Genomic DNA, 16,735 nt, shown 5'->3' with positions numbered 1-16,735 from the left:
TTGCCGGAGATCTGCAATGTAAAGAGGCAAGGTGCATGCCATCAGCGGCGCTTCAAGGCGTCGCATCCGAGCCGGGCCTATCTCAATTGCTCCGCCAGGAAGTCGACCAGCGCGCGCACCTCGGTCGAGGGCCGCGGACCTGCCGGGAACACGGCGTACACCTCGACCGGCGCGAGCTTGTAGCTCTTCAACACCGGCACCAGCGCGCCTGCCTCGATCTCGGGGCCGGCCATCACCGGCGACGTCATCGCGATGCCGAGGCCTGCCAGCACACTCGCGAAAACGCCGGGTCCGGAGTCGGTGGTGATGCGGCCGCGGACATCGACCGAGGTCTCTGCGCCGTTGCGGGTGAACGACCAGGTGGTACGGCCGAACAGGCCGGGACCGAAGATGCAGTCATGCGAGGCGAGATCGGCCGGCGTCTTCGGGGTCCCGCGCTCGGCAAGATAGGATGGCGCGGCGACGAGAAAGCGCGACACGGTCGCAAGCTTGCGTGCGCCGAAGCCGGAATCGTCGAGCGGGCCGAGGCGAATGGCGACGTCGGTGCCCTCCACAACCAGGTTTTGCCGTTCGTCTGCGACGGACAGTTCGACGCGCAAGAAGGGATGGGCCTTAAGGAATTTCGGCAGGCGCGGAATGATGTTTCGCGTGCCGTAGACGATCGGCATCGTGATGCGCAGCGTTCCACGCAAGGAATCGACGCCGCGCGCGGCGTCCTCGGCATCCTCGATATCAGCCAGCACTTCGCGCGCACGCGTCAGGAACAGTGCGCCGGCGTCCGTGACCGTGATGCTGCGCGTGGTCCGCAGCAGCAGCTTGACGCCGAGCCGCGTCTCCAAGTCGCCGATGATGCGGGACACCGAGGGCTGCGACAGGCCGAGCTCGCGTGCGGCCTTCGAAAAGCTGCCGCTCTCGGCCGCGCGGACGAAGACGGCCAATTCCTGGAGCCGGTCACTCATTTGAAATCCAGATAAATGTTCTCCGTATCGACCGTATACCCCTTCATTTTCGAATGATCCAGATAGGACGGGCCAACAGCAAGAGATGGAGCTACCCATGGCCCTGCAAGACAAACTCGATGCCTTCAAAGCCGACTTCGAAGCCGGCCGCTTCCCGCTCAAGCCCAACCAGGAGGCGCTCGACACCATGCAACGCGCCACCGCCGAACTGATCGCGAGCGGCCAGGCGCAGCGCGCCAAGAAGGCCGGCGACGCCGCGCCGGAATTCATCCTCAGGGATCCCGACGGCAAGCAGGTCGCGTCGCGCGACCTGCTCGCGAAGGGACCGCTGGTCGTGTCGTTCTATCGCGGCGTCTGGTGCCCGTATTGCAACCTCGAGCTCCAGGCGCTGCAGGAGGCGCTGCCGGAGATCGCCGCACGTGGTGCGAGCCTGGTTGCGATCTCGCCGCAGACCGCGCCGAACAGCCGTAAGTCGGAGCGCGAGAACAAGCTGTCGTTCCCGATCCTGAGCGACGTCGCGAGCGGCCTCGCCGACGCCTTCGGCATCCGCTTCGCGCTGCCGGCCGATCTCGTCTCGCTCTACAAGTCCTTCAAGAACGACCTGCCGACGTTCAACGACAATCCGGCCTGGGTGCTGCCGATGCCCGCGCGCTACGTCATCGGCCGCGACGGCGTCATCGCCTATGCGGAGGTGAACCCGGACTACACGCAACGCCCCGATCCATCCGAATTGCTGCCTGTGCTCGACCGGTTGCGGGCCGGCAAGGCGGCCTGATCGCTACGGCGTGACCGCTCCGCGCGAAACCGCGCGCGGGGCGGTCAGTTGTTTCCATGTCGAGTTGGCGACGTGCACCGGCGAGAACGCCGGCCGCTCGATGTAGTGGCCGTCGCCGGCCTCGGCGCGGAGATCGCCATCCTTCCAGACGACGCGGCCACGCGACAGCGTCGCGGCCGGTCCGCCGGTGCAGGCAAAGCCTTCGAACACGTTGTAATCGATCCGGCTCATCTGCCGCTTCGCGCTGATGGTCTTGCTCGCCTTGGGGTCCCACACCACGACATCGGCATCCGAACCGACGGCGACGGCGCCCTTGCGCGGGTAGATGTTGAGGATGCGCGCGATGTTCGCCGAGGTCACGGCGACGAATTCTTCCTTAGTGAGCCGTCCCGTGGCGACGCCCGCGGTCCACAACAGTGCGAGCCGATCTTCGAGGCCGCCGGTGCCGTTCGGGATCTTCCTGAAATCGCCGAGCCCGAACCGCTTCTGCTCGGTGGTGAAGGCGCAATGGTCGGTCGCGACCACCTGGAGCGAGCCTGATTGCAGGCCGGCCCAAAGACTGTCCTGATGCGATCTGTCGCGGAACGGCGGCGACATCACGCGCTGCGCGGAATGGTCCCAGTCCCTGTTCTGGTACTCGCCGGCATCCAGCAACAGATGCTGGATCAGCGGCTCGCCATAGACGCGTTTCCCAGCAGCCCGTGCGCGGGCAATCGCTTCATGCGCTTCGCGGCAGCTCGTGTGCACGATATAGACCGGCGTGCCCGTCATGTCGGCGATCATGATGGCGCGGTTGGTGGCTTCGCCCTCAACCTCCGGAGGCCGTGAGTAGGCGTGGCCTTCGGGGCCGGTGACGCCGCGCGCGATCAGCGCTTCCTGCATCAAGGCGACGACGTCGCCGTTTTCCGCATGGACCACAGGCATGGCGCCGAGATGGGCGCAGCGCGCGAACGAGTTGTAGAGCTCGTCGTCGTTCACCATCAGCGCGCCCTTGTAGGCCATGAAATGCTTGAAGGTGTTGATGCCGTAGGTTTTGACCACGGTCTCCATCTCGTCATAGATCTGCTTCGACCACGATGTGACCGCCATGTGGAAGCCGTAGTCGGTCGCCGCCTTCTCGGATTTGTGCCGCCACTCCTGATAGGCTGCGAGCATCGACTGGCCGGGATCGGGCAGGCAGAAATCCACCACCATGGTGGTGCCGCCGGTCAGCGCCGCCTTCGTTCCGGATTCGAAATCGTCGGCGGTCACCGTGCCCATGAACGGCATTTCGAGATGGGTGTGCGGATCGATCCCGCCCGGGATGACATAGGCGCCGCCGGCATCGAGGATCTCCGCGCCCGTCGGTGCATCGAGCGATGTTCCGATCGCGACGATGGTCTCGCCGTCGATCAGCACGTCCGCACGGCGCGAATGATCATGATTGACGACGGTGCCGCCGCGGATGAGGAGGGGCATGGGAGACTCCGGAGAGAGGACGAGACGCTGCGAAAGCTAAGCGTGCTGCCAGCGATGCGACAGGCGAAATTTTAGTCAGGCGACGCCGCCGGTTTCGCTGCGCTCTCTCGGCTTCTACGCCGCCCGCGCGATCAAGCCGTCGATCATCGCCCGCACCAGGCCCGCGATTTCCTTCCGCAGCGCCGGCAGCGGCACGGCGACCAGCCTCTGCTCGAGCCCCAGCGCCACCATGCCATGCACGGCCGAGAACAGGCTGCGTGCGGTGATGCCGAGCTCCTCTCTCCCCCTGTCCGGAAACAACGCTGCCAGTGGCGCGTAGATGTGGCGGAACAGCTGCAACTGGTCGTCGACGGACCAGTCGGGGACTTCCTTGCCGGGCTCCATGCGATGCTCGAACATTGCGCGCCAGAGCTCGAGATTTTCTGCGGCGAAATCGCAATAGGCGATCGCGATGCGGACCAGCGTCTCCTGCGGCGACGGATTGCCCGCGCTCACCGCCGCGCTGAGCGCCTCGTCGAGCCGGAGCAGCGTGCGCGAGCCGACGCGCAGGACCAGCTCGTCCACGTCGGCGACGAGATTGTAGACCGCGCCATTGGCGCAGCCGATCTCGCGGGCGAGATCGCGGGTTTTGAGACCCGCCAACCCTCGCTCAGCGATCATCCGCTCGGCCGCCTGAATCAGGTCGGCCCGCAATTTCTCTCGACGTTCCAAGGCTTTAGTCATTTATTAATCAAATTCTTGAGCGGCGCTCAAATATTTATTGAACGATGTTCAAGGTCTCTGCTACAAACCATCTGTGAGCAACGCTCATAACAGGGAGCAGCAAATGTTCAAGACCGTAGTGACACTTTTCCGCGGCAGCGTGGCGGCCGCGGGCGAGGAACTGGAAGACCGTACGGCCCTTCTGATCCTCGACCAGCAGATGCGCGACGCGGCCGCTGCCGTCGAGCGCAGCAAGCGGACGCTGGCGCTGGCGATCGCCCAGGACCAGCAGGAAGGCCGCAAGCTCGAGGCGACCGTCGCCCGCATCGCCGATCTCGAGACCCGCGCGGTTGCAGCGCTCGACGGTGGCCGCGAGGACCTCGCCAAGGATGCCGCCGAAGCCATCGCAGGCTTGGAGGCCGATCGCGATGCGGCGATGACCGCACGCGCACTGTTCGCGACCGAGATCATCAGGCTGAAGCGCCATGTCGCAAGCGCGCAAGCCCGCATCACCGAGCTCGATCGCGGCCGTCGTGTCGCCCGTGCCTCGGAAGCGGTGCGCTCGCTTCGTCGCAGCGGCATCGAGGCGGCACGCCCTTACGAATCCACGCTGCCGGAAGCGGAGAGCACCTTGAGGCGCCTGCGCGACCGACAGATGGAAGCCCAGGCCGCCGACGACGCGCTGGTCGAGCTCGATGCGGCCTCCGGCCCGCTCGCCACCGCCGAACGGCTCGCCGAGCAGGGCTTCGGCCCCCGGCTCAAGACGACCGCGGACGACGTGCTGGCGCGGTTGAAGTCCAAGCGCATGCCGACTGCCTGACCCCAAATCCCATCATCATTCGAACCGACAGGAGACCATCATGAACCAGAACGGCCAGCCCCACAGCAGCGCCTGGGTGACCTTCACTTACGCGTCCTTCGCAGCCTCCGCGTTCCTCGTCGCCATCGGCATTTTCTTCCTGCCGATCGATCTCTGGATGAAGGGCTATCTCACCATGGGCATCGTGATGCTGATCCAGACCTGCATCACCCTGACCAAGACGGTCCGCGACAATCACGAGAGCAGCCGGCTGGTGAATCGCATCGAGGATGCCAAGGCCGAGCGACTGCTGATGGAAGTGTCCAAGGCGGCCTGAGGCGAGAGCGCGTGGAAGCGTGAAGCTGGAGCGGTGGGTGCCGTAGCATCCGCCGCTCGCGCCGTGACACCATCCATCCTCGAGCGGTCGCCGCGAGCGGCGATCGCGGAGCTTCGTATCGCTGCTGCGAAATGCAACCGAGCCATGACGGATCGCGCGGGCGGGCGACCTTGCGCGCCAGCGCGGGCAGGGGCACTCTGCGCAAGCGGCGCACAAGAACGCCGCCAATAAGATTGCGCGAGGAAGCTTCATGGCGGTGACGCGGATCGACTGCGATATCCACCCGGCGGTTGGTGGCACGCGCACGACGCTGCTCCCCTATCTCAGCGATCACTGGAAAGAGCAGGTCGTGAGCCGCGCCATCGACGGGCTCGATCTCACCTCCTATCCACCAAGCATGCCGCTCACCGGCCGCGCCGACTGGCGGCCGGCCAATGGCGTCAAGCCCGGCTCCGACCTCGCCATGGTGCAGAAGGGCGCCTTTGATCAATTGGGCGCCAGCCACGCGATCCTCAACGTGCTCTATGGCGCGCAGGCCGTCTTCGACGCCTATATGGCCGCCGACTTCTGCAAGGCGATCAACGACTGGATCGCCGCCGAATGGCTGTCGCGCGATCCCCGCATGCGGGCCTCCATCGTGGTGCCGATGCAGGACCCGGATCTCGCGATCGAGGAGATCGAGCGCCGCGCCGGCGACAATCGTTTCGTCTCCATCCTGGTGTTGGCGCAGGGCGAGACGCTGCTGGGCCGGCGGCATTTCTGGCCGGTCTACCGGCTCGCCGAGAAGTACCAGCTACCGCTGGCGATCCATGCCGGCACGCAATATCGCCAGGCGCCGAGCTCGGCCGGCTGGCCGTCGCACCGCTACGAATATTACTTCGTCGAGGCGCAGGCGTTTCAGGCGCAGATCCTGAGCCTCATTTATGAAGGCGTTTTCGGCAAGTTTCCGAACCTGAAGGTCGTGCTGATGGAATCCGGCGTGAGCTGGCTGCCGGCCTTCATGTGGCGCGCCAACAAGACCTGGCGCGGCGTGCGCGTCGAGGTTCCCTGGGTCGAGCGCGAGCCGGCAGCGATCATCCGCGACAATTTCCGCGTCACCATGCAGCCGTTCGATGCGCCGACTGATGCAAGAAGCGTCGAGGAGATCATCGACCAGATCGGCTCGGAAAAGATGTTTTTGTTCGCGTCCGACTATCCGCACTGGCAGTTCGACGGCGACGATCCGATCCCGCCGAACCTGCCGAAGAGCATCATCGCGAAGATGTGCGTCGACAATCCGCTGGAAACGTTTCCGCGGTTGTCGATCAACTGACGCATGATCCGGAAAAGTGGGTACCGGTTTTCCGATAAGATCATGCGCAAACAAAAAGTTTGGAGGTTTGCATGAGTGACGTCATCGACCGCCCGTTGCGCGACGACGAGAAGCCCGCCGCCTCAAGGCTGCGCATCGTCGATTGCGATGTGCATCCCAGCCTGCGTTCCACGGACGACCTCAACGAGTTTCTGCCAAAGCGCTGGCAGCAGCATCTGAAGGAATATGGCAGCCATCTGCGCACGCCCTATCTCTTCACCACGCCCTATCCGCGCTCATCGCCGCTGATCGCACGGCGCGACGCCTGGCCGCCGACGGGTGGGGTGCCGGGCTCGGATCTCGCCTTCATGCAGAAGCAGCATCTCGATCCGCTCGATGTCGAGTTCGGCATCCTGCAGGTGCTCGACCTCTTCATCTTTTCGCAGCAGAACCTGGAATTCGGCGCGGCGATCCAGCGCGCCATCAACGATTGGCAATTGGCGTTCTGGTCGCATCGTGATCCCCGCCTGAAGGCCTCGATCCTGGTCGGGCAGGATGGCGTGGACCTCGCCATTGCCGAGATCGAACGCTGTGCCAGAAGCGGCGAATACATCCAGATCAACGTCTCGCCGCGCGCCAACGAGCCGCTTGGCCGCCGCCGCTATTGGCCGATCTACGAACGCGCGCAGGCGCTCGATCTGCCGCTCGGCATCCATGTCGGCGGCTATGGCGGACACGCGCCGACCGGCGGCGGCTGGCCGTCTTATTATGTCGAGGAGCACCAGTCCAACGCCCACACCATCGCGGCGCAGCTTGCGAGCCTCGTCATCGAGGGCGTGCCGGAACGGTTTCCAAAGCTGAAGATCGTCTTCATCGAGGGCGGCTTCGGCTGGATCCCGTCGGCGGTGTGGCGGATGGACCAGCATTTCGAACGCTTCCGCAGCGAGGTGCCGCATCTCAGGCGCAAGCCGTCGGAATATGTGCGCGAAAACTTCTGGTTCACGACGCAGCCGATCGACGAGCCCGACGAGGCGCGGCATCTGCGTTCGCTGATCGAATGGGTCGGCATCGACCGTCTTCTGTTTTCGTCGGACTATCCGCACTGGGATTTCGACGATCCGCGCTTCGCCTTCAAGACGCCGCTCTCTGAAGCCGAGCGGAAGAAGATCTTCAGCACCAACGCCCGCGCGGTCTACAAGTTCTGAGCAAAGAGGTTCTGAACGGATATGGCCCGTCACATCGTCGCGTCCACCTCGGAGATCCCGCCCGGCGGCAACAAGGTCGTCGATATCGCGGGCCGCGACATCGTCGTGTTCCACGTTAACGGCGAGTTCTTCGCACTGCTGAACCGCTGCCCTCATGAGGGCGCGCCGCTGGAGAAGGCGGCCTGCGTAGCGCGGCTGACCTCGCCCGAGCCCGGAATCTATGAGCGCTCGCGCGTCGGCGAGATGCTGCGCTGTCCCTGGCACGGCTGGGAATTCGACATGCGCAACGGCCAGTCCTGGTTCGATCCGAAACGGGTCAAGATCCGGTCCTATCCGGTCGCGGTGGAACGTGGCGAAGAGTTGCAGAAGGGCCCGTATGTCGCCGAGACGTTTCCGGTTCATGTCGAAGACAGCTATGTGATTGTCGAGGTCTGAGCCGGCATTGCCGATTGAGATTCCAACGTAGGTGCGTTATGGCTCTCGCGCTTTCCAGAGGCGGAGATGAGCTTTGTCGAAACAATCCCTGCGTGAGGAGGCCGAGCGCCTGATCCGCGAATCGATGGAAAAGAAGACCATCGTCGTCAAGCAGGGCTCGACCCGCATCGAGGCCGTCTGCGGCAAGTGCGGTGCGCCGAACCGGGTGCAGGCGGAAAAGGGCCAGAGCCGGGTCAAATTCGCGTGCAAGAATTGCGGGCATCAGCAGGAGACGCTGTAGGGCGCTTGCGCGGTATTGCCGCGCCGCGAGGCTCTAGCTCCTCATCCTGAGGAGCCCGCTGAAAGCGGGCGTCTCGAAGGATAGAGGCCGAGCTGTCGCAGCGGGCCTTCATGGTTCGAGACGCGCGTTCCGCGCTCCTCACCATGAGGGTCTGATAGTCACTCCCCCTTCACGAACTTCGCGAACGCGTTGGCATAGTCCGGGTGCCAGCGCGACAGCGGCGGGCGGTTCTCGACGATGTCTCCTGCCGCCCACAGCATCCGCTTCTCGTCGAGCGCGCGCGGCACGTCGTTGTCTGGACACAGAATGTAGAAGTCGCCGGCCTCCAGCCGGGCCAGCATGAAATCCACGGTCTGCTCCGCCGTCCAGGCTCCGGCCGGCTTCTCGATGCGGCCCTTTGCGGTCAGGCCGGTGAAGACGAAGCCGGGGATCAGCAGATGCGCGGTGATGCGGCAGTCCTTCGTGTTGCGCAGCTCGTGCTGGAGCGCTTCCGTAAACGCCTTCACGCCGGCCTTGGAGACGTTGTAGGCGGGATCGCCGGGCGGCGTGGTGATGCCCTGCTTCGAGCCGGTGTTGATGATTAGGCCGCGCCTGCCGCGCGCGATCATGCCGGGCGCGAAGATGCGCGAGCCGTTGATGATGCCCCACATGTTGACGCCGATGATCCGCTGCCAGTTGTCGGGCTCGGCGAACAGCGTGCTGCCGGGCTGGATGCCGGCATTGTTCATGAGGATGTCGGTGCCGCCGAAGCGCTCGCGCACGGCGCGTTCCAGTTCCGTTACGCTCTCGGCCTTGCTGACATCGACCGCGAACGTCATCACATATGTGGCAGGCGTGACGGATGACAGTTTTGTTGCAGCTTCCGCCAGCCGCGCCTGATCCACATCTGCGATGCACACCTTCAAGCCGGCGCGCGCGAAGGCCAGCGCGGCAGCCAATCCGATGCCGGATGCGCCGCCCGTGATCACGGCGACACTGTCTTTGACGATGGCGGAATGTGGCATGGTTGGTCTCCGGGGAAGGGCTCGGTCGAGCTATAACATGGCACTCGCGCGACCCTGCACAAGTCGGCATGGGAGGTCTTCGTTCCACGCCGCCTTTACGCCTCTCCGCCACCGCTGTATTCTACTCGACCTAACGATCCCGCCCAGATCGAACCAATCAATCATTTGACAGGGAGTGCAGCCATGGCTGTGTCGCAGGCTATTCCGATCACGCGCCATCCGTTCGCCAACGGGTCCTACAAGCAGATGCTGATCGACGGGAAGTGGGTCGATGCTGCCTCAGGCAAGCGCTTCGAGACCCACAACCCCGCCACCGGCGAATTGCTGGCGACGGTCGCCGAGGGCGACAAGGAAGACATCGACCGTGCCGTTGCGGCCGCTCGCCGTGCCTTCGAAGGCCCCTGGAGCAAAGTAAAACCGTTCGAGCGGCAGAACCTGCTGCTCAAGCTCGCCGACCTCGTCGAGAAGAATTTCGACGAATTGTCGCAGCTCGACACGCTCGACATGGGCGCGCCGCTCAGCCGCACCCGCGCCTATCGCCTGCGCGCCGTCGGCATGTTGCGCTATTACGCCGGCCAGACCACGGCGATCCATGGCGAGACCATCGAGAACTCGCTGCCCGGCGAAATCTTCTCCTACACGCTGAAGGAGCCGATCGGCGTCGTTGGCGCCATCATTCCCTGGAACGGCCCGCTCACCGCGACCATCTGGAAGATCGGCCCGGCGATCGCGACCGGCTGCACCGTGGTGCTGAAGCCCGCCGAAGAGGCGCCGCTCACCTCGCTGCGCATCGCCGAGCTCGCGATGGAGGCCGGCGTGCCGCCGGGCGTCATCAACGTCGTGCCCGGCTATGGCGAGACCGCGGGCGCTGCGCTTGCCTCGCATCATGATGTCGACAAGGTCGCCTTCACCGGCTCGCATGTCACGGGACAATCGATCATCCGCGCCTCGGCCGGCAACCTCAAGCGCGTCTCGCTCGAGCTCGGCGGCAAGTCGCCGGACATCGTGTTCGCCGATGCCGATCTCGATGCCGCCGTCCCCGGCGCCGCGATGGCGGTGTTCGCCAATTCCGGCCAGATCTGCAGCGCCGGCACGCGCCTGTTCGTCGAGCAGTCGGTCTACGAAGAGTTCGTCGGCCGCGTCGCCGAGTTCGGCAAGAAGCTGCAGGTCGGCAACGGCCTCGATCCCAATGTGCAGATCGGCCCGCTCGTGTCCGAGGAGCAACTCAAGCGCGTCACCGGCTATCTCGACATCGGCCAAAAGGAAGGCGCGCGTGCGCTCGCCGGCGGTGGCCGTGTCACCGAAGGCGCTCTGTCGAAGGGCTTCTTCGTCTCGCCGACGGTGTTCGCGGGCGTGCAGGACAACATGCGCATCGCGCAGGAGGAGATTTTTGGTCCCGTCATCTCCGCGATCGCGTTCAAGGACATGGACGAGCTGGTCAAGCGCGCCAACAACACCACGTTCGGCCTCGGCTCGGGCCTGTGGACGCGCGACGTCAGCAAGGCGCATGCGGTTGCGAAGAGCTTGCGCGCCGGCTCGGTGTGGGTGAACTGCTACCAGGCGATGGACCCGGCCGTGCCCTTCGGCGGCTACAAGATGAGCGGCTATGGCCGCGAGTCCGGCAAGCAGCATGTCGAGGAATATCTCAACGTGAAGGCCGTCTGGATCAAGACGGCGTAGGGCCTGCTCTCTCCGGCGTTCCGCGAGAGGGAATATCTGCTTTTAATGGGGCTGCGCCTTTTCCAGGGGCCGCCCCTCGCTATATGATCCGCATCCTTCCATAGCCGTCTGAGGCCCACATGAAATTCGAGGCGTTGTTCAAACCGTTGCAGGTCGGTCCGTACAAGCTGGCGCATCGCGTCGCGTTGGCGCCGTTGACGCGCATGCGCGCCGAGCGCGAGAGCTTCTCGCCGCGGCCGCTCAACGCCGAATATTACGGTCAGCGCGCCACGCAAGGCGGCTTGATCATCGCTGAAGCGTCCCCCGTGCTCTCGCATGGCCGCGGCAACCCCGCGACGCCCGGCATCTATTCGGAGGCGCAGATCGCCGGCTGGCGCAAGGTGACGGATGCCGTGCACGCCAACGGCGGCATCATCTTCCTTCAGCTCTGGCATGTCGGCCGCGTCTCGCATTCGTCCTTCCACGGCGGTGAGCCGCCGGTCTCGGCTTCGGCGATTGCGATCAAGGCCGAAGGCATGAAGGCGATGACCGCCGACGGCAAGATTTCTGATTACGAGACCCCGCGCGCGCTGGAGACCGACGAGGTCAAGGGCATCGTCGAGGCCTTCCGGCAGGGCGCCAAGAACGCGCTCGCCGCCGGCTTCGACGGCGTCGAGATCCACGGCGCCAACGGCTACCTGCTCGAGCAGTTTTTGCAGTCGCGCAGCAACCAGCGCACCGATCAGTATGGCGGCGGAATCGAGAACCGCGCGCGGCTTCTGCTCGAAGTCACGCAAGCGGCGATCGACGTCTGGGGGGCGAACCGAGTCGGCGTGCGGCTGTCGCCCCACGGCATCGCCAATGATTCCGGCGAGCCCGATCCGATGCCGCTTTACACGCACGTCGTGAAGGCGATCGACAAGCTCGGCCTTGCCTATCTTCACTTCATCGAGCCGCGCTCCAGCGGCGCCGGCCGTGCCGACGTCCACTGGGAGAACGTGCCGTCGGCGATGGTGCTGTTTCGTCCGCTCTACAGTGGTGTGCTGATGACTGCCGGCGGATTCACCGGCGAGACCGCGAATGCGGCGATCGCCGACGGTCATGCCGACATCATCGCCTTCGGCCGCATCTTCATCTCCAACCCCGATCTGCCGCGCCGCCTTCGGCACGACTATCCGATCACGCCGTACAACCGTGCGACGTTCTATGGCGGCGAGGAGAAGGGGTATACGGATTACCCGGTGTATGACGAGCTCGCGACGGCGTAGAGACCTTCGTAGCCCGGATGGAGCGCAGCGAAATCCGGGTTTCTCACCTCGCCGATAGACTTCCCCGGATTGCGCTTCGCTCCATCCGGGCTACAGGTCTATATTCGTAGCTCCGACGAGCCCACAAACTCCGTCATTGCGAGCGTAGCGAAGCAATCCAGAGTCTTTCCGCAGGGGCAGTCTGGATTGTTTCGCTGCGCTCGCAATGACGACGGAGAGAGACCATGGCCAAAGCCGCAGTCGCCGCAGGAACCGCCACCGGCCAATGCCTCTGCGGCAAGGTCACCTTCGAGATCGACGTCCCCGCGCGTTGGGCCTGGCATGATCATTCGGCCGCCAGCCGCCGCGCGCACGGCGCGGCCTATGCGACCTATGTCGGGAGCTGGAAGAAGCGCTTTCGCATCACCTCAGGGAAAACCGCGCTGGCCCGCTACGAGGACAAGGCCACCAGCACTGCGCGCAGCTTCTGCGCCCATTGCGGCACGCCGATCGCCTATGAGCGTCCGCGTGGGCCGCATATGGTCAACATCCCTCGCGCGCTGTTCAAGGAGCGTACCGGCCGCCAGCCGCTCTATCACATCGCGATCGAAGAGCTTCAGGAATGGGCCTATACCGGCGAGCCGCTGGTGCCGCTGAAGGGCTTTCCCGGCGTGGTCTGGCAGCGCTCGAAAAAGAAGAAGCGCGCTAGCGGCGAAGACCCTTTCGAGCTCGGTCGCGAGGAGGTGCTTTAGCCTTGGCGGCGACCTTGGTCTTGGCCGCAACAGCCTTCCGCGGCGCCGCTTTGCGTCCCGCGGTAGTCGCCGCCACGAAGTCGAGCCCGCGCTTGACCCAATTTTTCAGCTCGGCATCGCTCTGATAGCCGTCCGGCGCGACGCGCACGAAGCCGGTCATGATGCGCCCGCGCATTTCCATCGGGCTTGTGTGCGGCTCCTGCAGCATGCGTGCATGCGCGTCCGGGCCGACGCGGATCAGCATGCCGCCGCGCCCGCTTACGGTGCAGCACATGGTGTTGTTCACCATGAAGCAGAGGCCGCCCATCATCTTCTTTTCCGCGACGTCTCGCTGACCCGCCAGCAATTTGCGCACCCGCGCCGTGGTGTTCTCGTCATAGGCCATCGCGTCTCCCCGTGCAGGCTTACGCGCGAGCATGTTCCCAGCTTGCCCGCGCCGACGCAAGTCTGCCATGACGGCGCTTCCTTGCGTGCCTCGGCCAAGTTCGGCCATCATGCCTCACCTTGCGGCAGCGCCCGCGGGGCCTGGAGGAAACATGAAGAACAAGATTACCGGCCGCTCCGCTTTTCTCGCGCTGCTCAAGGACGAGGGCATCACCCATCTGTTCGGCAATCCCGGCACCACCGAGCTGCCGATCATGCATGCGCTGAAGGACCATCCTGATCTCACCTATGTGATGGCAATGCAGGAGAGCCTGGTGGTCGCGATCGCGGATGGCTACAGCCGCGCCTCCGGCAAGCTCGTCGCCTGCAACGTCCATGTCGCGCCCGGCCTCGGGAATGCGATGGGTTCGCTCTACAACGCCCAGTTCACGGGCACGCCGATGATTTTGACCGCGGGCCAGCAGGAGCAGGGCCACGGCCTGATGGAGCCGGTGCTTTATGGCCCGCTGGTGCGTATGGCCGAGCCGCTGGTGAAATGGGCGGTCGAGGTGACGCGGCTGGAAGATCTGCCGCGCATCGTGCGCCGCGCCGCCAAGGTCGCGATGACGCCGCCGACGGGGCCGGTGTTTATCTCGCTGCCAGGCGACATCCTCAACAGCGAGGCCGGCATCAATCTCGGCCGCTCCACCCGCATCGACGCTCGCACAAAACCGTCGGACGAGGCGCTGAAGGCGTTTGCCGCGCGGCTGCTCAAGGCCGAACGTCCCGTCATCGTCACCATGGACGAGGTGGTCAAGAGCGATGCACTGAAGGAGGCCGCCGAACTCGCCGAGCTTTTGGGCGCGGCCGCCTATCAGTCCTCGACGCCCTACGGATCGCATTTCCTCTCGGAAAGCCCGAGCTTCGTCGGCACGCTGGCGCGCGTGCAGAAGGCCGCGCGCGACACGCTTGCGCCTTACGATCTGCTGATCGCGCTTGGCGGCGATCCCTTGCGCATGTCCGTCTACAGCGAAGTCGACGCGCTACCTGACGGACTCGGCATCGTCCAGATCGGCCTCGTCGATTGGGAGATCGCCAAGAACTACGGGGCCGAAATCGCGCTGAAGGCGGATCTGAAGGAAACGCTGCGGGCGCTGATCCCGGTGCTGAAGGAGATGGGCGGCGCTGCGCTGGCAAGCCGCGCAAAGCAGCGCCTCGCCGAGCTCGCGCCGAAGAACTGGACCGCGCGGCGTGCCGCGCTGGTCGAGCAGATCGGCAGGAGCGCCGGCCGCAGCCCGATCGATCCGGATTTCCTGGTGCTGCAAATGGTCGAGGCCATGCCCGATCATGCGATCCTCGTCGACGAAGGGCTCACCTCGAGCCGCCAGATCACGGCGCTGCGTCCGCACCGCGACCGCTTCGGCTATCATGGGCTTGCCTCCGGCGGCATCGGCTGGGGCCTGCCGGCCTCCGTCGGCGCCAGCATCGCCAATCCGGATCGCCCGGTGGTGTGCTTCTCCGGCGACGGCAGCGCGATGTATTCGATCCAGTCGTTGTGGACGGCGGCACATCACAAGCTGCCGCTCAACGTCGTCATCGCCAACAATGGCGGCTACCGCATCATCAAGCAGCGCCTGCTCGCCTTCCATGGCGACGACAATTACGTCGGCATGGATTTCGTCGATCCGCCGGTGGATTTCGCAGGGATTGCGAAGGCGCTCGGCTGCGAGGCGATCAAGGTGAGCGATCCCCGTGAGTTGAAGGCGACGTTGTCATCGGCGTTCAACCGCCCCGGAACGAAGCTGATCGAGGTGATGGTGGACGGAAAGGTGTAGGGCAGCGCGCCATCGCGTCGGTGCTCGCCACGTTCTCAGCTGTCATCGCCCGACCGGATCGGGCGATCCAGTATTCCAGAGACGGCTGTGATTCCTCGATAGGCCGCGGCGTACTGGATGCCCCGGTCCCGGCTCCGCCAAGGCTACGCCGGGGCCACAAGGGTGCTCGGCCGCCGAAGCCTTTGGGCGAAGGCGGCAAGCCGGGGCATGACAGCGTACCTAGCGGCTTCTACCCCTTCTTCCCCACCCGATACCCCGCCGCCGGATGCGGTGCACCGAGCCTCGCACGGCCGTCGCCGAACAGCTTCTCCCGCAGCGTGCCCTTTGCGTATTCCGGCTTGTAGCGGCCGCGTTTGGTCAGCTCCGGCACCAGCATGTCGGCGATATCCTCGAAATCGCCGGGCGAGATCGCAAAGGCGACGTTGAGACCGTCGACGTCAGTCTTCTCGAACCAATCCTCGATCTTGTCTGCGACGCTCTCGGGCGTGCCGACCACGACCGGGCCGGCGCCGCCGATGCCGACATGCTCGATGACGTCGCGGACGGTCCAGACGCGGTCAGGGTCGCCGCGGGTGACGTTGTCGAGTGCGCTGCGGCCGGCATCGTTCTGGACGTGACGCACCTGCTGGTCGAGCTCGTAGCCGGAGAAGTCGATGCCGGTCCATCCCGACATCAGGGCCAGCGCGCCTTCCGGACTGATATGCGACCGGTAGTCGGCATACTTGGCCGCCGCTTCGGCTTCCGTGTTGCCGAGGATGATCGTCATCATGTTGAACATCAGGATCTCCGCCGGATTGCGGCCGAGCGCGGCGGCTTCCTGGCGGATCGCGGAGACGCGCGGCGCAATGATCTTGGCCGACGGTCCCGACATGAACACGCATTCGGCATGCTTCGCCGCGAATTGCCGGCCGCGCGGCGAGGTGCCGGCCTGGTACAGCACCGGCGTCCGCTGCGGCGACGGCTCGCTCAGGTGGATGGTGTTGTTGATGCGGTAATTCGCGCTCTCATGATTGATGCGATGAACCTTGCTCGGATCGGTGAAGATGCCGCGCGCCCGGTCGCGCAGCACGGCGTCGTCCTCCCAGCTGCCTTCCCAGAGCTTGTAGACCACCTCCATATATTCGTCGGCGATGTCGTAGCGATCGTCGTGTCCGGTCTGCTTGTCCTTGCCGGCGCCGCGCGCGGCGCTGTCGAGATAGCCGGTGACGACATTCCAGCCGATCCGTCCCTCGGTGAGATGGTCGAGCGTCGACATCCGCCGTGCGAACGGGTAGGGCGGCTCGAAGGACAGATTGCTGGTGACGCCGAAGCCGAGATTTTTCGTCACCGCCGCCATCGCCGAGAGCAGCAGCAGCGGCTCGTTCGACGGCGTCTGCGCTGCATTGCGCAAGGCCGCGTCAGGGCTGTTGCCATAGACGTCATAGACCCCGAGCACGTCGGCCAGGAACAACCCGTCGAAACGGCCGCGTTCCAGCGTCCTGGCGAGATCGATCCAGTAGGGCAGGCGGTTATATTCGGCGGTGCGATCGCGCGGATGGGTCCACAGCCCGGGTGATTGATGCGCGACGCAATTCATCGCAAAGGCGTTGAGCCTGATCTGCTTGGCCATGATGATCCCCCGGCGCCCTGTACCG

The 16,735-nt window shown here is 64.9% G+C and carries 17 protein-coding genes; 11 read left to right on the top strand and 6 right to left on the bottom strand.

Annotated elements, in window-relative coordinates; genetic code table 11:
* Positions 1-77: 77 nt before the first annotated feature.
* Complete coding sequence (locus ABIB99_RS16225) at positions 78-959, bottom strand: LysR family transcriptional regulator (protein ID WP_354176577.1); 882 nt, start codon at positions 957-959, stop codon at positions 78-80.
* A 97-nt stretch (positions 960-1,056) separates the two neighbouring features.
* Here ABIB99_RS16225 and ABIB99_RS16220 point away from each other — a divergent pair, with 97 nt between their 5' ends.
* Entirely contained in the window at positions 1,057-1,734 is a 678-nt protein-coding gene (locus ABIB99_RS16220) for a peroxiredoxin-like family protein (RefSeq protein WP_354176576.1), read from the top strand.
* Between the two features lie 3 nt (positions 1,735-1,737).
* Here ABIB99_RS16220 and hydA read toward each other — a convergent pair whose 3' ends face one another.
* Both hydA and ABIB99_RS16210 read right to left on the bottom strand, forming a co-directional pair.
* On the bottom strand, positions 1,738-3,192 hold the full coding sequence (hydA, locus tag ABIB99_RS16215; protein ID WP_354176575.1) for a dihydropyrimidinase: 1,455 nt from the start codon (positions 3,190-3,192) through the stop codon (positions 1,738-1,740).
* 114 nt (positions 3,193-3,306) lie between these two features.
* Positions 3,307-3,915, bottom strand: coding sequence for a TetR/AcrR family transcriptional regulator (locus ABIB99_RS16210; RefSeq protein ID WP_354176574.1), 609 nt, complete (start codon positions 3,913-3,915; stop codon positions 3,307-3,309).
* Between the two features lie 103 nt (positions 3,916-4,018).
* Between ABIB99_RS16210 and ABIB99_RS16205 the strand changes: the two genes are divergently transcribed.
* The 6 genes from ABIB99_RS16205 (at position 4,019) to ABIB99_RS16180 (ending at position 8,241) form a co-directional block, all read left to right on the top strand.
* Positions 4,019-4,714, top strand: a complete 696-nt coding sequence (locus ABIB99_RS16205) for a PspA/IM30 family protein (protein WP_071909451.1) — start codon at positions 4,019-4,021, stop codon at positions 4,712-4,714.
* Positions 4,715-4,754: 40 nt separating this feature from the next.
* Positions 4,755-5,030 carry a YiaA/YiaB family inner membrane protein gene (locus tag ABIB99_RS16200; protein WP_014491840.1) on the top strand — a complete coding sequence of 92 codons (276 nt, stop codon included), beginning with the start codon at positions 4,755-4,757 and terminating at the stop codon, positions 5,028-5,030.
* 250 nt (positions 5,031-5,280) lie between these two features.
* Complete coding sequence (locus tag ABIB99_RS16195) at positions 5,281-6,342, top strand: amidohydrolase family protein (RefSeq protein ID WP_354176572.1); 1,062 nt, start codon at positions 5,281-5,283, stop codon at positions 6,340-6,342.
* 71 nt (positions 6,343-6,413) lie between these two features.
* Entirely contained in the window at positions 6,414-7,526 is a 1,113-nt protein-coding gene (locus ABIB99_RS16190; protein ID WP_354176570.1) for an amidohydrolase family protein, read from the top strand.
* A 21-nt stretch (positions 7,527-7,547) separates the two neighbouring features.
* Positions 7,548-7,961 carry a Rieske (2Fe-2S) protein gene (locus tag ABIB99_RS16185; RefSeq protein WP_354176568.1) on the top strand — a complete coding sequence of 138 codons (414 nt, stop codon included), beginning with the start codon at positions 7,548-7,550 and terminating at the stop codon, positions 7,959-7,961.
* Between the two features lie 73 nt (positions 7,962-8,034).
* Positions 8,035-8,241 (top strand): hypothetical protein, encoded by a 207-nt coding sequence (locus ABIB99_RS16180; RefSeq protein WP_014491844.1) that lies wholly within the window; start codon positions 8,035-8,037, stop codon positions 8,239-8,241.
* A gap of 158 nt (positions 8,242-8,399) precedes the next feature.
* On the opposite strand, the gene ABIB99_RS16175 is transcribed toward ABIB99_RS16180, so the two are convergent.
* Positions 8,400-9,245, bottom strand: coding sequence for an SDR family NAD(P)-dependent oxidoreductase (locus ABIB99_RS16175; protein ID WP_354176567.1), 846 nt, complete (start codon positions 9,243-9,245; stop codon positions 8,400-8,402).
* 183 nt (positions 9,246-9,428) lie between these two features.
* On the opposite strand from ABIB99_RS16175, the gene ABIB99_RS16170 reads away from it, so the two are divergent.
* From ABIB99_RS16170 to ABIB99_RS16160, 3 genes are all read left to right on the top strand, one after another.
* Positions 9,429-10,925: an aldehyde dehydrogenase family protein gene (locus tag ABIB99_RS16170; protein WP_247315642.1), complete on the top strand. Its 1,497-nt coding sequence runs from the start codon at positions 9,429-9,431 to the stop codon at positions 10,923-10,925.
* 119 nt (positions 10,926-11,044) lie between these two features.
* Positions 11,045-12,172: an alkene reductase gene (locus tag ABIB99_RS16165; protein WP_354176565.1), complete on the top strand. Its 1,128-nt coding sequence runs from the start codon at positions 11,045-11,047 to the stop codon at positions 12,170-12,172.
* 224 nt (positions 12,173-12,396) lie between these two features.
* Positions 12,397-12,903 carry a GFA family protein gene (locus ABIB99_RS16160; protein ID WP_354176563.1) on the top strand — a complete coding sequence of 169 codons (507 nt, stop codon included), beginning with the start codon at positions 12,397-12,399 and terminating at the stop codon, positions 12,901-12,903.
* On the opposite strand, the gene ABIB99_RS16155 is transcribed toward ABIB99_RS16160, so the two are convergent.
* A complete protein-coding gene (locus ABIB99_RS16155; RefSeq protein ID WP_354176562.1) occupies positions 12,857-13,288 on the bottom strand; it encodes a TfoX/Sxy family protein in 432 nt (143 codons plus the stop codon). The genes ABIB99_RS16160 and ABIB99_RS16155 overlap by 47 nt on opposite strands.
* A 151-nt stretch (positions 13,289-13,439) precedes the next feature.
* On the opposite strand from ABIB99_RS16155, the gene ABIB99_RS16150 reads away from it, so the two are divergent.
* Positions 13,440-15,101 carry a thiamine pyrophosphate-binding protein gene (locus tag ABIB99_RS16150; RefSeq protein WP_354176561.1) on the top strand — a complete coding sequence of 554 codons (1,662 nt, stop codon included), beginning with the start codon at positions 13,440-13,442 and terminating at the stop codon, positions 15,099-15,101.
* 229 nt (positions 15,102-15,330) lie between these two features.
* Here ABIB99_RS16150 and ABIB99_RS16145 read toward each other — a convergent pair whose 3' ends face one another.
* Positions 15,331-16,710 (bottom strand): LLM class flavin-dependent oxidoreductase, encoded by a 1,380-nt coding sequence (locus tag ABIB99_RS16145; protein ID WP_166344830.1) that lies wholly within the window; start codon positions 16,708-16,710, stop codon positions 15,331-15,333.
* Positions 16,711-16,735: the final 25 nt, after the last annotated feature.

Origin of the sequence: Bradyrhizobium sp. LA6.1 (assembly GCF_040547805.1) — a bacterium.
Taxonomy (GTDB): Bacteria; Pseudomonadota; Alphaproteobacteria; order Rhizobiales; family Xanthobacteraceae; genus Bradyrhizobium; species Bradyrhizobium barranii.
Note: the sequence above shows the minus strand (reverse complement) of the source record. Positions and strands in the feature narration are given on the sequence as shown.

Excerpts from the sequence above, each read along its gene's own strand:
- ABIB99_RS16225 (WP_354176577.1), bottom strand. The coding sequence starts at position 959 with ATGAGTGACCGGCTCCAGGAATTGGCCGTCTTCGTCCGCGCGGCCGAG.
- ABIB99_RS16220 (WP_354176576.1), top strand. The coding sequence starts at position 1,057 with ATGGCCCTGCAAGACAAACTCGATGCCTTCAAAGCCGACTTCGAAGCC.
- hydA (WP_354176575.1), bottom strand. The coding sequence starts at position 3,192 with ATGCCCCTCCTCATCCGCGGCGGCACCGTCGTCAATCATGATCATTCG.
- ABIB99_RS16210 (WP_354176574.1), bottom strand. The coding sequence starts at position 3,915 with ATGACTAAAGCCTTGGAACGTCGAGAGAAATTGCGGGCCGACCTGATT.
- ABIB99_RS16205 (WP_071909451.1), top strand. The coding sequence starts at position 4,019 with ATGTTCAAGACCGTAGTGACACTTTTCCGCGGCAGCGTGGCGGCCGCG.
- ABIB99_RS16200 (WP_014491840.1), top strand. The coding sequence starts at position 4,755 with ATGAACCAGAACGGCCAGCCCCACAGCAGCGCCTGGGTGACCTTCACT.
- ABIB99_RS16195 (WP_354176572.1), top strand. The coding sequence starts at position 5,281 with ATGGCGGTGACGCGGATCGACTGCGATATCCACCCGGCGGTTGGTGGC.
- ABIB99_RS16190 (WP_354176570.1), top strand. The coding sequence starts at position 6,414 with ATGAGTGACGTCATCGACCGCCCGTTGCGCGACGACGAGAAGCCCGCC.
- ABIB99_RS16185 (WP_354176568.1), top strand. The coding sequence starts at position 7,548 with ATGGCCCGTCACATCGTCGCGTCCACCTCGGAGATCCCGCCCGGCGGC.
- ABIB99_RS16175 (WP_354176567.1), bottom strand. The coding sequence starts at position 9,245 with ATGCCACATTCCGCCATCGTCAAAGACAGTGTCGCCGTGATCACGGGC.
- ABIB99_RS16170 (WP_247315642.1), top strand. The coding sequence starts at position 9,429 with ATGGCTGTGTCGCAGGCTATTCCGATCACGCGCCATCCGTTCGCCAAC.
- ABIB99_RS16165 (WP_354176565.1), top strand. The coding sequence starts at position 11,045 with ATGAAATTCGAGGCGTTGTTCAAACCGTTGCAGGTCGGTCCGTACAAG.
- ABIB99_RS16160 (WP_354176563.1), top strand. The coding sequence starts at position 12,397 with ATGGCCAAAGCCGCAGTCGCCGCAGGAACCGCCACCGGCCAATGCCTC.
- ABIB99_RS16155 (WP_354176562.1), bottom strand. The coding sequence starts at position 13,288 with ATGGCCTATGACGAGAACACCACGGCGCGGGTGCGCAAATTGCTGGCG.
- ABIB99_RS16150 (WP_354176561.1), top strand. The coding sequence starts at position 13,440 with ATGAAGAACAAGATTACCGGCCGCTCCGCTTTTCTCGCGCTGCTCAAG.
- ABIB99_RS16145 (WP_166344830.1), bottom strand. The coding sequence starts at position 16,710 with ATGGCCAAGCAGATCAGGCTCAACGCCTTTGCGATGAATTGCGTCGCG.